The sequence below is a fragment of the Sorangium sp. So ce834 genome (assembly GCF_051521425.1).
Lineage (GTDB): Bacteria > Myxococcota_A > Polyangia > Polyangiales > Polyangiaceae > Sorangium > Sorangium cellulosum_D.
On record NZ_CP150351.1, the window covers coordinates 5651628 to 5665873 of the forward strand.

Consider the following 14246-nt stretch of genomic DNA (forward strand, 5'->3'; position numbering starts at 1 on the left):
CATCGACCGCTGCCGAAATGTGCCACTCAGACACAGATTTCTTTCAAACGCGCAAGCGTCACCTGAGGATCCGCGGACACCCGGCGGAGCACCTTCAGGTAGGATTGAGCCATTGCTCGTATCACACCTCCTCGGAACAGATCCACGTTGTAAGCCAAGCTCACGTGCACACCACGCTTCGAGACAGATGCCCAAAGCGTCATGTCGAGCACCGAGCCGTCGAAAGGCTCTTTGCCGCTGCTGCTCTCCAGATGGAGCGGGGACACCTCAACGTCAGGCAATGTCAATTCTGCGCTGGGCAGCATGATCAACATCGCCTGGAAGACGCGCGGGCGCGCCTTAGGGTCTTCGTCGGGAGCCAGCGCGTCGACGACGCAGCCAAAAGGAACGTCCACGTTGTCGTATGCATCGTGGGTGCTCGCGCGCACGGAGCTCAGCAAGGATGAGAACGTGAGCTCATCGCGGGTAGACATGCGCAGCGGCCAATTATTCGCAAAGAAGCCGATAAGATGTTCGAGGCTCTCTTTGTCTCTGTTCGCCGAAGCAGCGCCAACGACGATGTCGTCTTGACCCGTATACTTCGACAGCACCACCCCCCACGCCGATATGAGCACGGTGAACAGCGTAGCCCCCTCACGCTTGCTCAAATCGAATATACCTGTCTCTCGAGGAATGTCGAAAGTCTCCGAGACCGACACGCCCGTCGGCTTCGCCCCTCGCGGCGCGTCCAGCGGCAGGGTGAGGGCAGCGGGCGCGCCGGCCATCCTCTGCTTCCAGTAATTCAGTTGCCGTTCCATGACGCGCCCCTCCAGGTACCGACGTTGCCAGCCCGCGAAGTCGTAGTACTGGCTCGGAAGCTCTGGCAGGCTCGCGGTCTTGTCCCCGCGGGTTCGGCGGTACAGGATCGAGAGCTCATCGGCCAAAACGCCAATAGACCATCCGTCCCCGAGCAAATGATGCACGCACACGGTCAGGACGTGCTCGTCTTGGGCCAGACCGGCCAGCGTCACCCGGACCAGCCGGCCGCCGAACAGGTCCCACGACCAGCGGGACTCGCGTCGCAACACCTTCGCTATGCCCGCGGTCCGATCTCCGGCGGGCAGACCGGACAGGTCGATCATCTCGATCGGCAACTCCGCGTTCTCATCGATGACCACGCTCGGCGCGCCGTCCACACGTCGGAACCGCGACCGGAGGACCGCGTGGCGTCGCATCAGGGAGCGCACGCTGTCCGCCAGCGCAGAAGTGTCGACCTTCCCCTTCAGGTGAAACGCGCGGAAAAGATTGTAGTCGGACGGGTCCCCGTCGACGCACAGCTGGAGGAGGCGCTCCTGCACGAGCGATACGACCGGGGCTTCTGCCGATCGCGTCGGTACACGCTGAGATGTATCTTGCCTAAGGGCTCTCCCGCGCTCCGCGACGCAACGAGCGAACGCGTGGAGCGTGGGGTTCTCGAAGAGCGATCTCAACGGGATCTCTATGGAGAGCAGGCGAGCAACCCGCGATACCGCTCGAACGGCCAACATGGAATCGCCGCCGAGCGCGAAGAAATCGTCAGATGGGCTTACTGCCGGCTGCCCGAGGACTGATCGCCACACCGTGGCGACATCCGCGGCGATCGAGCCCACGTCTCCGAACGCCGCGGAATCTAGTGCTCCCCGGTCATCGCGCCCCTGGCAGGGCTCGGCAAAGGCCTGCGGGCCCCCCGTCAGGACCTTCTGCTTGAACGCGCGGAGAAACTCGGCGACCTCTGCGCCGGTCAGCACGCGGTGGTCAAAGACCAGGGTGAACGACATGGGATGTCCGGGCATACCTCGGTCCCCGCCGATCCCCAGGACGGCAGACTGCCGGCGGTTCAGCATCGGCTGGAAGTGCGAGATGTCATGGCCGGAGAGGTCGGTCACCGTGATGGTAGCGCCCCTCACGTCCTCGAGCGTGAGCCGGTCCTCGTCGTACCGGCTCACGCAGTCCGCGACCGCAGCCTCGATCGCGCTCAGGCTCAGCTTGTTTGCATGCCGGACGACGGGGACCCGCAGACCCTTCCCAAGATCCACGGCAAGCGCGATATTCACCTCGTTGTAATAATGGATTCGCCCTGCGTCATAGTAGGCCGTCAGCTTCGGGTGCTCGTCGAGCAGCCGCGCCAGGACCCACAGGCAATAGGGAAGCACCTGTCCGTTGCTGCTGGGATCGCCTTTGAGCCTCTCCCTCAGGGGAGACGACATCAACTGCACCGTCAGCGCGCTGCAAAGGGCTCCTCGCTGCGCCTCCGAGAGCACATCGATCTCGCGCCGCTTGGACGGGCTGATCACCTCTGACGTCATGGCCCCGAAGAGAGCCCGCTCGTCCGCCGTCGGCCCGGTGAAAGACGCGCTATCGGCCGGCGTTTCTTCGCGGCTGCCGTCGTGGGCGAGGGCCTCCTTGATGTCGGCGACGCTCACCAGCCCGGGCAGACTGAGCAGAGCGGGATCGAGGTTGTTCTGCTCCAGGAATCTCCGCGCTGGCCGCGAGAGCCGCGCCAACTCTCCGACGGCTCGCCCCCCGCCCCCGGCCCCGCCCTTGGGCGCTACCTCCGATGCTACGGCAGCCTCGAGCTCGCGACGCTCGGCGTAGATCTCGGCGATCGGGGCGCCGACCGGCAGCTCGTCCCCGGCTTTGCACCGCGTCCGCAGGTATCCCGAGGCCTCGCTGTGGACGTCCACGGTCGCCTTGGACGTTTCCACCCTCGCGATGACCTGCTCGGCGGCCACGTAGTCGCCATCCTTGGCCAGCCACTCCGCGATCAGTGTGGTCTCGTCGTTGGAGCTCAACTTCGTCAGGCGAATGATGCTCTTCATGATTGGGGCTCGATCCTTCTGGGGGCGCCCTCGTCGGCGCCGGGACGGCGCGTCAGCGGCAGGAGCTCTCCTCTGCCGGCGACGAGGAGCGTGACATACTCCTCGCGGTGCCCGTGCTGCTCGTCAACAGCTCCAGGATTCGCTCGACAATGCTGTCTATTCCAGGGAACATCTGCGCTTCGAGCGGCTTGCTCGCCGGAATCGTCGCGCTAGGCGGGCCGATGCGCGCGACCTTCGGCAGCGATGGTCCCTTGAGCTCCGCGAGCTGCGCCACCACCTCCGCGCCGAAGCCCGCGAACCCTTGCCCCTCCTCGACGGTGACCGCCAGCTTGCTCCTCGACACCAGCTCGGCGTAGGGGAGCACACTGAACGGGAACACTTGAACAGGACATATGATTTGCGCCACCACGTCGTGCTCCTCGAAGAGCTTGTCCGCGACGTCCACCAGTACGTCGCCCAGCCCGCCATAGCCGAAGATCGTCACATCGATGCGGGTCGACCGCGGCGCCACCACGACCGCGGGGAAGGGCTCGTCGGACATCATTCGCTCGAAGCCGGCCGGCGCGTCGCTCCGGACGTGCTTCGTATAGAGGACCTTGTTCTCGATCAACAGAACCGGATCCCCCTGGTGCTCGGCGAGCGCACGATAGACGAGCTTCGGATCGATCAGGTTGTTTATCGCCAGCACCGTGAGCCCGGGGACACCCATGAAATGCTTCTCCAGCGTCTGGCTGTGCGTCGGGCCATACCCTCTGCCTGCTCCCATGGGCGTTCGGATGACCAGGGGCACCCTCACTTGCTCGTTGTACATGTACCTGAACTTGGCGGCGTGGTTCAGGATCTGGTCGAACGCCAGCGTGAGGAAGTCGCCGAACATGATCTCGACGAAGGGGCGGTATCCTGCCATCGCGACCCCGCAGCCGATGCCGACGATCGCGCTCTCGGAGATCGGGGTGTTGAACACGCGACCCGGAAATCGATCCGACAGGCCGTCGGAGATCTTGAACGCCCCGCCATAGGGTGACTTGACGTCTTCTCCGATGAACAAGATCCTCGGGTCCCGCTCCATGATCTCCACGAACGCATCGTTGATCGCGCGTGACATTCGGAGCGGCGCCGCTCGGCTCGCGGGTACCGGCGAGAAGGACGGCGCCCGTGGCGCGCGCGCGGCGCTGGTTGGCGACGGATAGCGCGCTGACCGTGCGGCCGCTATCGCCTGTTCGACCGTCTCGCGGACCTCGGCCAGGTCCGGCGCGAGCTCTGCCTCGCGCTCGCGCAGAGCGACGTTGATCGGGTCGATGCTCCTGAAGTGCTCGATCTCGTGGATGTCCCTGTTGTCATCGCCCTTCGAGTGCGCCTTCAGCCGGTAGGTGTCGACCTGCAGCAGCGACGGCCTCGACTGGCGTCTCGTGTATCCCGCCAGGTCTTCCGCCGCCGCGAACAAGCCGCGCCAGTTCCAGGTGTCGGCTTTGACAGATCGCACCCCGAAGGCGCGCGCTCGTTCGCAGATGTCGCCCGCCAACGTCTCGGAGTGATGCGTGGACTGCGCGTAGAAGTTGTTTTCGAGCACGATCAGCAGCGGCAGGCTCCACTTGGACGCGATGTTCAAGACCTCATAGAGCACGCCCTCTCCGAGCGTTCCGTCGCCGATGAACACGACGGAAATACTGCCGCTATCGAGCAGCTTCCTCGCGAATGCTAGACCGGCTGCTACTGGTACTATCCCGCCCTGGATCCCGTTCGAGAAGAAGCCGTCCTTGCACAGGTGCTGGCTGCCCCCTCTGCCGCCACACACACCCAGCTCCTTCCCCAGGATCTCCGCGATGAGCCCCGTCACATCCCCGACGCGCGACAAGAAATGCCCATGGCAGCGGTGGTTCGAGAAGATCGAGTCCTCTGGCTGGAGGAACTCGCACACGATCGCACCGGACAGCTCCTGGCCTATGCAGGTATGAACGGTTCCGTGCAGCTCGCCCTCTGCGTACAAGCGCAGCAGCGCCTCCTCCGTCTCTCGTATCAGCAGCGATTTTCGGAAGAGTCGCCGTTCGACGTCCGAGAGCGGGCTGGCAGCGGTCATCGTGGTATCTTCGACGCTCATCACGGGACTATCTGCTTGGACGAAGCTCTGGACTTTCTGCTGTCGTAATCGATCTTGCCCATCGATTTGGCGAAGAGCGTCAGCTCGTCGCGCCTCTGCGCGAGAAACATACCTCGCTCATCGGTGTGTATCGCGTCGGCGCCGCAGTCCGTATAGCAGTTGGGAGTCTCGTACAGCCGGACGTGGTGAATCTTCAGGTGGTCCCATGCCTGGAAGAGCAGCTCCATCGCCAGAAATATCTCCTTGGCGATGTTCTCTACGGTCGGGTTGCAGTAAGCGCCGCCGTTCAGGCTCATGAGCCAGAACTTGCTCCGCGTGGCATGGACCGCGGTGATGAAGTCTGCATCCCGAGGGTTGAGGATCGATGCATGATCGAGGAGTTCGTCGATCCAGGTCGCTCCAACCCGCTTGATCTCCTTGAAGTCGATGGCGTACCCGATGTGCTGCACCTGATCGAAGGCGAACGTGAGCTCATACAGGTACGTATGGCCATGAATGTTGAAGCACTTGAAGCTCTCGTCCATGACCCGGTGCGCGGAGTCAAACGAGCCCTTGCGGGTGATATACTGTACGGTCACTTGATCCCTCGAATGAGCTCGTAGAACTCGGCCCTCGCCGGTCCAGCAGGGTCGCTGAACAGGCCCGAGAACATGTGGGTTTTCATGCGGCTGTCGTGATGCCTCACCCCTCTGCATCGAACGCAGTTGTGCACGGCGTCGACCAGGACGGCGACCCCCTCGTTCCCCTCGCACACCTTATCGATGCCGTTGTGGATGGACACTGTGAGCCGCTCCTGGATGAGCGCCCGCCTTCCGAAGTGCTCCACGATTCGATTGAGCTTCGATAAGCCGAGAACACGGCCATTCGCTCCCGGGACATAGGCGACATGGACGTGCCCGACGATCGCCTGATGATGATGGGAGCACATGGAATTGAGGGCGATCCCGCCTTCGAAGATGTGCCCGCTATAATTGTCCGCCGGGAATGTAGTAATCTGGGCCATGGGCTGGTAACGCCCCTTCCAGAGGTCGAAGACGTACGCGGTGGCGACTCTCTTCGGGGTGTCCGCGGAGTTCGGGTCGCTCTTCCAGTCGACCCCCAGCGCCGTCAAGAACTCACCAAACGAGATGGCCGCTCTCTCAACGATCGCTGACAGCTCCTGTTCCGTCAGGCTCGCGTCAGCGCCGTGCGTGCTGCGCTTCTTGGCCAAGTACGTGGAAATGCCGTCGGCGTGGCCGGGCGGCGCGACTTCTAATTCATGGTATCGCATTTGCATTCTCTCGTGTGCCAGCATCTCGGGATCAGCTCAGTCGTCGAGAATAGGACGCTCGCATCATGGGCTCACAGTAGCCGCTCGTGGGGTCGAGGCCCGCGCCATGGCAACGGGCGGTGCTTGCACCGTGGCCGGCCCGCAGACGTCATCTCGTACCTCGCTCATCTTGCGTTCGTGCCCGGCCTCGGGCGAGGCCGTCGCCGCCCCGGTGCCGACGCACAGATCCGCTGCGGCCGCGGGCTAGGCCCCCTATGTATCCGGTGCCCGCGCGCGAGCGGCGCGAAACGCATGTTCGGGTGCACAAATCTCGCGCTGGAAACCCGAACTGCCCCCCGCGGTTACGTCGATTACATCAGCATTTTGATCGTGTCAACTCGGCGCGTGCAATTGTGCGATTTTTCGACGCCCGATTTTGCAATCGGAGGCTGCCGCGCACGAGGAGGTACTCAGGGACGTTGCCGGAGGGACCAGGTCCCGTCACGAGAGGCGCTCGTCGAACCGCTGGCTCTCGAGGGGCACCGCGGCGCGCTCGTGTTCACCCTTCTCCGCCCCGACCGTGGCGCCAAGCGCCTGCGCGCTGCCGACGCGCGGCTCTCTGGCCTGGAGTGCCGCCGCTGTCGCCGCGGGCACGCAAGCCGCCTGGCAATCGTCCAGGTAAACAAATGAGTAGCAGCTGGGGACTGAGCAACGAGGGTGGCTTGTTTCGGTATCGGCGATTGCGTGCAGCCGGGCTGAGCGCGCCGGAGCAGCGCCTCCTTATCGGTCGGAGTGGCCGAGGGGGCGGCCCGGGGCGATCCGGTCGCGGATCGCTTGCTTCAGCTCCTTGGGCTCGGGGAAGCGCTCGGCGGCGGCGCGCGAGAAGAGGAGATCCCCGTCGAGCGTGACGTCGAAGATGCCGCTCCCGCCCGGCGACAGGAGCACGTCGATCTCGTCGGGGAACGTGATGAGCAGCTCCTGAGCGAGCCAGGCGGCGCGCGTCAGCCAGCGGCACTTCGGGCAGTACCGGATCGCGACGAGCGGGCGCTGCGGGGCGGGGGCGGTGTCCATGGCGCGAGCGTAGCGCGATCGGACGGCGCGAGCGCTGGCTCAGGCCGAGCGCTGGCTCAGACGAGGAACGCCCGCGCCAGCCCGAGGAAGATGAAGAAGCCCATGCTGTCCGTGGTGAACGTGAGCAGGACGCTCGATCCCTGCGCCGGATCGCGGCCCAGGCGCTGGAGCACGATCGGCACCGCGCAGCCGACCATCGCCGCCACCACGAGGTTGAGCAGGATGGCCGCAGCCATCACCAGCCCGAGCGGGACGCTGCCGTAAAGGGCCATGGCGGCGAGCCCCACCAGCGTGCCCCAGACCGCGCCGTTCATCAGGCCCACGAAGAGCTCCTTTTGCAGGAGATGGCGCACGTTCGCCCGCGTGATCCGGTCGAGCGCGAGGCCCCGGATGACGAGCGCCACCGTCTGATTGCCGGTGTTGCCGCCGACGCTCGCCACGATCGGCATCAGCGCGGCCAGCGCCACGAGATCCCGAATGGTGCTCTCGAAGAGGCCGATGACCCGCGAGGCCATGAACGCGGTGAGCAGGTTGACGAACAGCCAGAGCCAGCGGTTCCTCGCGCTCGTCCACGCGGGGGCGAAGTAGTCCTCCTCGCCCGCCAGGCCCGCGCGCCGCAGCGCCTCGCTCTGGGCCTGCCGCCGCAGGAAATCCATCACCACATCGACGGTCAGCCGGCCGATCAGCTTGCCGCGCTCGTCCACCACCGGCGCGGCGATGAGGTCGTACCGCTCGAACGCCTTGGCCGCGTCGCTGGCCCGCTCCCGCGGCGTGAAGCTCACCACGTCCGTGGACATGACCGCGCTCACGCGCGCGCTCGGCGGGCGGAGCAGCAGGTCCTTGAGCGAGAGCGTGCCGCGGAGCACGTTGCGCACGTCGACCACGAACAGCGCCTCCGTGTGCGACGGCAGCTCGGCCCGCCGGCGCACCTCCTCGAGCGCGCCCGCGATATCCCAGCCTTCGCGCACCCAGACGAGCTCCGGGCTCATCAGGTGGCCGACCGAGTCGTCCGGGTACGCGATCGTCGACCGGAACAGCGACTGCTCGCGCGCGTCCAGCGACTGGTACACCTCCGCCACGATCTCCGGATCGATCGACTCGTTGATGTAGGCGAGATCGTCGGGGTCGAGCTGGCCGAGGAGCGCGATCAGGCGGCCGCGCTCCGTCTCCGCCACGAGCGAGTCGCGGACCGACGGCGAAGCCTCGAGCAGCACCTGTGCGGCGTGGTAGGGCTCGAGCTCAGCCCAGACCACAAGCCGGTCCGGCTGGGGGAGCACCTCGATGATGTGAGCGAGGTCCGCCGGGTGCAGATCCCTGAGCTTCCGCTGCAGCAGGGCGAGATTTTGACGGTGGACCAGCGACTCGATCAGCTCTTTGTTCTTGCTCTCCTGCTTGTGGGTCAGGGCCTCGATGACGCGTTGCTTGTCGAGCAGGGTAGTTACCAGGCTCTGGCTCTCTTGCAGTCTCTCCTGGGACCTGGACGTGCTCATGGAGGCTCCGGGCGCGGGCGGCGCGCCGAGCATAGCCCGGCACGGACCGCGCGGCCGGCGTGCGGGCGCGCTGCCGCGCTCGCCATATTGACCGGACCCCACGGCTCATGGTTCTGTCGGCCCGATGAAGCGCGCCTTCGAGATGTGCGTGGTTGGGCTCTCGCTCGCAGCGACGGCCTGTGGACCGGGCCTGGACCCCGAGGTGGTCGTGCACCCGCCCCGGCCCACCGTCTTGCCCGCGAGCAGCGCCGGCGAGAACACCGGCGGGTGTCCGGCCATCGGCCACACCGAGCCGCTCATCGTCGACTGGCTCACGACCCGCCGCTCCGATCTCGGCCTCGCGATGAAAGAAGGCGTCGCCGTCGTCTCGTACGACTGCACGACGTTGAAGCTCCTCGCGCAGTGCAAGCTCCCAGGGACCTACTCCTACGCGGGCGTGAGCCGGAACGATAATGTAATTCAATTAACAAATCCTGCGGAGATGCAGGCGAACGTTCCGTTCGGCGCGCCGGCGCTCAGCACCGCGATCGAAGGCAACCAGACGGCGGCGATCGACGTGGCGCTCGTGCCCGCAGGGAGGATGGCGACCACGGTGACCTCGGCCTCGGCGCAGGACCTCTCGGGCAGCTGCGAGGGCGCGACGCACTTCGTGCGCGCGGCGCTCCTCGGGGCCTTCGCGATGGCGCCGGGCAGCCGCGGCGCGGCGCGGACGGTCGATCAGGTCTTCGCGGCGGTCGGGCCTGCGGCGGCGTCGAGCCAGGGGGGCACGTCGAGCCGGGAAGGGGAGCTCGAGGCGTGCCGGGCCGCGAAGCCCGACGCGCAGGCCCCGACGGACCGCTGCCATGCGCCGCTTCGCCTGGAGCTCGTCCCGCTGGACGCGAAGAAGGCGGAGACGGCCGAGCCGGCGGCGAAGCCGGCCGAGGAAGAGCTCCCGAAGCTGTCGAGCTCGTGCCCGGTCGGGACGGTGCGGAGCGGGGCGAAGTGCTCGCCGCCGGCGGGCGCGCCCGCGCACCTGTGCGAGCCCGCGGACGCGAGGGCGTGCGCGGCGCAGTGCGGGAAGGGCGACGTCGGCAGCTGCTATCACCTCGGGACTCACTACCTGAGCGGCAAGGACCTGCCGCGCGACGACGCGAGGGCGGCGGAGCTGTTCGAGAAGGCGTGCGGCGCCGGCGTCTCGCAGGCCTGCTACGCGCGGGCGCGGCTGCAGCTGCGCGACATCCAGAGCGCCAAGGTGCCGCCGGACACCGCGGGGCGGGCCAAGGTGCGCGAGTTCGCCGACAAGGCGTGCGAGATGGGCGACGGCTGGGCGTGCTTCAGCGCGGCCGAGTGGTACCTGAGCGAGGGCCCGCAGGCGGCCCTCCCGAAGGATGCGACGCGCGCGGTCGCGTTCCTCCGGCGCGGCTGCGATCTCGGGTACGGGCCGAGCTGCAGCGCGCTGGGCAAGATGCTCATCGAGGGGAAGCTCGCGGCGAAGGACGTGGCCGTGGCCGTGGCCGTGCTCCAGCGCGCGTGCGAGGGGGGCGAGGCCGAGGACTGCGTCGACCTCGGGGACATCCTCCGCAAGGGGCAGGGCGCGCCGAAGGACGGCGTGAAGGCGATCGCGGCGTACCGGCGCGGCTGCAGCCTGGGGGACATGCGCGCGTGCAACGCCGCGGGCGCGGTCTACGCGGAGGGCGACGGCGTGCCGAGGGACGTCGCGAAGGCCTATTCGTTCTTCGAGAAGGGTTGTCCGGAGAAGGGCTTCGGCGCCGAGGCGTGCATGAGCCTCGCCGGGATGTACGAGAAGGGGACCGGCATTCCGAAGGACATGGCGCGCGCCGCCGCGCTCTACGAGAAGGTGTGCGGCTCGGGCGGCTGCCTGCGGGCCGCGGAGATCTGGCAGCGCGGCGACGGGGTGACGGCCGACGCGGAGCGGGCGTTCTCGTTGTACGAGAGGGCGTGCTCGCAGTGGGGGGAGAAGAGGGCATGCGACGCGTTCGGCGTGCTCCTGGAGAAGAAGGACAAGGAGCGCGCGCGCACCTTCTACGCGGAGCAGTGCTCGCGGACCCAGGACAAGGCGGCGTGCGCGAGCCAGAAGCGGCTCGGCGGCGCGCGCAAGTAGGCGAGGGCCGCGGCGCTCCGGCGAACCGCGAGCTCACGGCGTCGCGGCGGGTGCTCCCTCGCGCCGGAGCGCAGGGCTCACCGCGCGCCTAGAACAGCTTCATCTGGCGATCGGCCGCCGCGCGCGGCTTCTTCTGCGCCTCCGGCGACGGACCGGCCCGCAGGAGCAGCCGCTCCTCGACCTCGCGCACGAACGGCGAGATCTCGGTCTCGACCACCTTGCCGTGCCGCGCGCGCTGCATCGCGCGGGTGAGGAACAGCCGCTCTCGCGCCCGCGTCATGCCGACATAGAAGAGCCGGCGCTCCTCGGCGACATCCGTCTCCTCCCTGCCAGGGAACCGCAACGGGAGCAGGCCGTCCTCGCACCCCACCAGGAAGACCACCCGGAACTCGAGCCCCTTGGCCGCGTGCAGCGTGAGGAACGAGATGCGGTCGGCCCGCGGATCCCACGCGTCGATCTCGGTGCTCACCGCGAGCTCGATCGAGAAGCGATCGAGATCCCCTCCGCAGCGCTCCGCGAGCGGCAAGAGCAGCTCCAGCGCCGCGTCCACGTCGGCCTCGCCGAGGGGCGCCGCGCCCTCCGCGGGCGGAGCGCCGTCCACCGCCGGCTGCGCGACCTCCTCCCGCAGGCGCGACGCGGCCGCCTTGAGCCGCGCCGCGAGCGGCCCCGGCGGGGCGCCGGCCAGCGCCCGCGCGAGCGCCTCCGAGGCCGCGCGCTCGACGAGGCGGCGCTCGGACCGCCGCTGGAACGGCATGCCCGAGCGGGCGAACGCCTCCCGGAGCGGCTCCGATTGCGCCTCGGTCCGGTAGAGCACCGCGAAATCCGAGAAGGAATACTCGCCGCCCGCCGCAGGCGAGTCCACCCGCCCGCTATCCATCGAGAAGAACGTCGACCCCCCGAGCATCCGCTCGACGGTGTGGACCACGCGCTCGGCCTCGGCCGCCTCCGTGGGCGACTCGTGGACCGCCACGAGCTCCACGCCCCCCGCGCTCGGCAGGAGCTCCCGCGCGCCGAGCGTCGGCGAGGGCGCGATCACCTGGAGCGCCGCCTCGACGATCGGGCGCGACGAGCGGTAATTCCGCTTCAGCCTCACCACCCGCGCCGCCGGGAAGTCCTGCTGGAAGCGGAAGAAGAAGCCCACGTCCGCGCCGCGGAAGCCGTAGATGGCCTGATCCGGATCGCCGATGGCGCAGACGTTCCCGCCGGGCGGGACCAGCGCGCGCACGAGCCGGTACTGGCGCTCGTCGATGTCCTGGTACTCGTCGATGGAGAGGTACCGGGCCCGCGCTCGCGCCGCGGCGAGCGCTTCGCCTTGCGCCTCGAGGAGCAGGACCGCATGGCCGATGAGATCGTCCAGGTCGAGGAGCCCGCGCGCGGCGAGCTCGTCCTCGTACACCTTCCACGCGCGGTCGAGGTGGCGGTCGATCTCGCCGCCTTCGGCCGGCGCGCCCTCCTGCGGCCGGGGCGCGTCGGCGTGGCGCGGGTAGCGCCGCTTCAGCGCGGCGATGTCGGCGAGCAGCCGGGCCGCCCGCCGCTCCGGGACGTTGAGCGCCGCGGCGAGCAGCGCCATCCGCTCGCGCTCGCCGGCGATGCCGGGCGGAGCGGCGTTCGCGGCCTGCGCGTGCTCGCGGAGCAGCGAGAGGCCGAGCGCGTGGAAGGTCATGGCCGGCACGCGGCCGCCGGCCTCGCCGAGCAGCGCGCCGAGGCGCTCCCGCATCTCGTCGGCGGCCCGGCGCGTGAAGGTGATCGCGAGGCACTGCTCCGGCGGCACGCCGAGATCCAGGACGAGGTGGGCGATCCGGTGCGTGAGCGTGCGGGTCTTGCCCGTGCCCGGCCCCGCGAGGAGGAGCACCGCGCCCTCGGTGAGCTCCGCCGCGGCCCGCTGCTCCGGGTCGAGCCCGTCGAGCAGCGCCGCGCCGCCCGGCGGGGGCGCCCCGGGCGGCGCGCCGAGCGACGCCTCGCCGGCGGGTCCCGACGTGCGCTCGGCGTGGGCCCGGCCGCGGCGCGGGGGCGGCCGCGACGCCTCGGAGGCGCGCGCCGGCGCGGACGGCGGCTCCGGCGCCGCGGGCTCGGGCTGGAAGAGGAGCCCGCCCCCGCGGCGCTGCGTGAGCTCCTCCGGCTGGAAGACCCGGATCACGCCGTACTCGCCGTCGTAGCCGGCGTCGCGGATCACGCGCCCCTCGCGCATCCGCGCGATCGCCTCGGAGAGCAGCGGCGTCCCGGCGCGCTCGATCTCGTCGAGCGGGGCGTCGCCGAGGAGGAACAGCTCGGGGCCGAGGCGCGACAGCACCCGGTCGTAGCTCCGCTGCACCACCTTGCTGGAGGCGCCCAGGCCGTGGAGCTCGGCCAGCACCTCGGGCAGCGGCACGAGGTTGCGGAACGCGCTCGCGCCCTCGGGGCGCACCCCCTCCTCGCGGTCGGCGAGCTCCTCGACCCGGTGCAGCACGCCCACGGTGACCGGGTGCCCGCACACGGGGCACGCGAGGGAGAGCGCCCGCGTCTCCGCCGGCGACAGCACGACATTGCACTTCCGGTGGCCGTCGAGGTGGTATTTGCCCTCCTCCGGGAAGAACTCCACCGTGCCGCCGAAGCCCTGTCCGGTCTCCAGGGCGCGCCGGATCGCGAAGTAATCGAGCGGCGCGTCGAACGCCGTGGCCTCGCGGCCGAGCTTCGCGGGCGAGTGCGCGTCCGAGCTGGAGACGAGCCGGTAGCGATCGAGCCCGGAGATGCGCCAGTTCATCGCGGGATCGGACGAGAGCCCGGTCTCGAGCGCGAAGATGTGCGGCGCGAGATCGCCGTAGCACTCCTCGACCGCGTCGAAGCCGGCCTTGGAGCCGAGCACCGAGAACCAGGGAGTCCAGATGTGCGCCGGCACGAGGTAGGAGCCATCGCCCGACTCCAGCACGATCTCGAGCAGGTGGCGCGAATCGAGCCCCAGGATCGGCCGCCCGTCGGCGGTCAGGTTGCCGATCTTCGAGAGCGCGCGGACCATCCGGTCCGCCGCCTCGAAGTCGGGCGCATAGAGGAGATGATGGATTTTGCGCGTCCGATCGCCCTTCTTGTAGATGGTCGAGATCTCCACCGAGAGCATGAAGCGGGTCTCCCCGCGGCACGCGCCAGGGAGACGCTCCGACACGGCGCGGCCCAGGTCGTCTCGCAGGCGGAAGAGGCCGGGCTCGGCGGGCACGAGGCGCTCGCGGAGCTCGGCCATCCACGCCGGATGGGTGAAATCCCCCGTGCCGATCACCGCGATGCCCTTGCGCTGAGCCCAGTAGCTCAGGTGCGCGAGATCGCAATCGCTGCTCGTGGCGCGCGAATATTTCGAATGCACGTGAAGGTCGGCATAGAAACGCATGGTGACCCGTAACCCGTAATTGAGGTGTTGTTCCCTATCGAGAAC

The 14246-nt window shown here is 68.4% G+C and carries 9 protein-coding genes; 1 reads left to right on the plus strand and 8 read right to left on the minus strand.

All coding sequences use genetic code 11. The features are described from left to right. Positions 1–26 precede the first annotated feature (26 nt). The 7 genes from WMF20_RS20355 to WMF20_RS20385 form a co-directional block, all read right to left on the minus strand. A complete protein-coding gene (locus WMF20_RS20355) occupies positions 27–2837 on the minus strand; it encodes a condensation domain-containing protein (protein ID WP_437616019.1) in 2811 nt (936 codons plus the stop codon). Between the two features lie 52 nt (positions 2838–2889). Next, complete coding sequence (locus WMF20_RS20360) at positions 2890–4935, minus strand: dehydrogenase E1 component subunit alpha/beta (RefSeq protein WP_437617148.1); 2046 nt, start codon at positions 4933–4935, stop codon at positions 2890–2892. Continuing rightward, entirely contained in the window at positions 4935–5513 is a 579-nt protein-coding gene (locus WMF20_RS20365; RefSeq protein WP_437616021.1) for a 6-carboxytetrahydropterin synthase, read from the minus strand. Before WMF20_RS20365 ends, WMF20_RS20360 begins: the two co-directional genes overlap by 1 nt. Then, positions 5510–6229, minus strand: a complete 720-nt coding sequence (folE, locus tag WMF20_RS20370; RefSeq protein ID WP_437616023.1) for a GTP cyclohydrolase I — start codon at positions 6227–6229, stop codon at positions 5510–5512. Before folE ends, WMF20_RS20365 begins: the two co-directional genes overlap by 4 nt. Before the next feature lie 735 nt (positions 6230–6964). Then, entirely contained in the window at positions 6965–7255 is a 291-nt protein-coding gene (locus WMF20_RS20375) for a SelT/SelW/SelH family protein (protein ID WP_437616025.1), read from the minus strand. A gap of 56 nt (positions 7256–7311) precedes the next feature. Further along, the gene (gene mgtE, locus WMF20_RS20380) at positions 7312–8745 is read right to left on the minus strand and encodes a magnesium transporter (protein ID WP_437616027.1); all 1434 of its coding nucleotides are present in this window, start codon (positions 8743–8745) and stop codon (positions 7312–7314) included. Between the two features lie 105 nt (positions 8746–8850). Then, entirely contained in the window at positions 8851–9153 is a 303-nt protein-coding gene (locus tag WMF20_RS20385; protein WP_237245510.1) for a hypothetical protein, read from the minus strand. Between the two features lie 73 nt (positions 9154–9226). On the opposite strand from WMF20_RS20385, the gene WMF20_RS20390 reads away from it, so the two are divergent. After that, positions 9227–10846 carry an SEL1-like repeat protein gene (locus WMF20_RS20390; RefSeq protein ID WP_437616029.1) on the plus strand — a complete coding sequence of 540 codons (1620 nt, stop codon included), beginning with the start codon at positions 9227–9229 and terminating at the stop codon, positions 10844–10846. 88 nt (positions 10847–10934) lie between these two features. Here the strand turns inward: WMF20_RS20390 and WMF20_RS20395 are convergent, their stop codons facing one another. Beyond that, entirely contained in the window at positions 10935–14201 is a 3267-nt protein-coding gene (locus WMF20_RS20395) for a UvrD-helicase domain-containing protein (protein WP_437616031.1), read from the minus strand. Between the last annotated feature and the right edge of the window lie 45 nt (positions 14202–14246).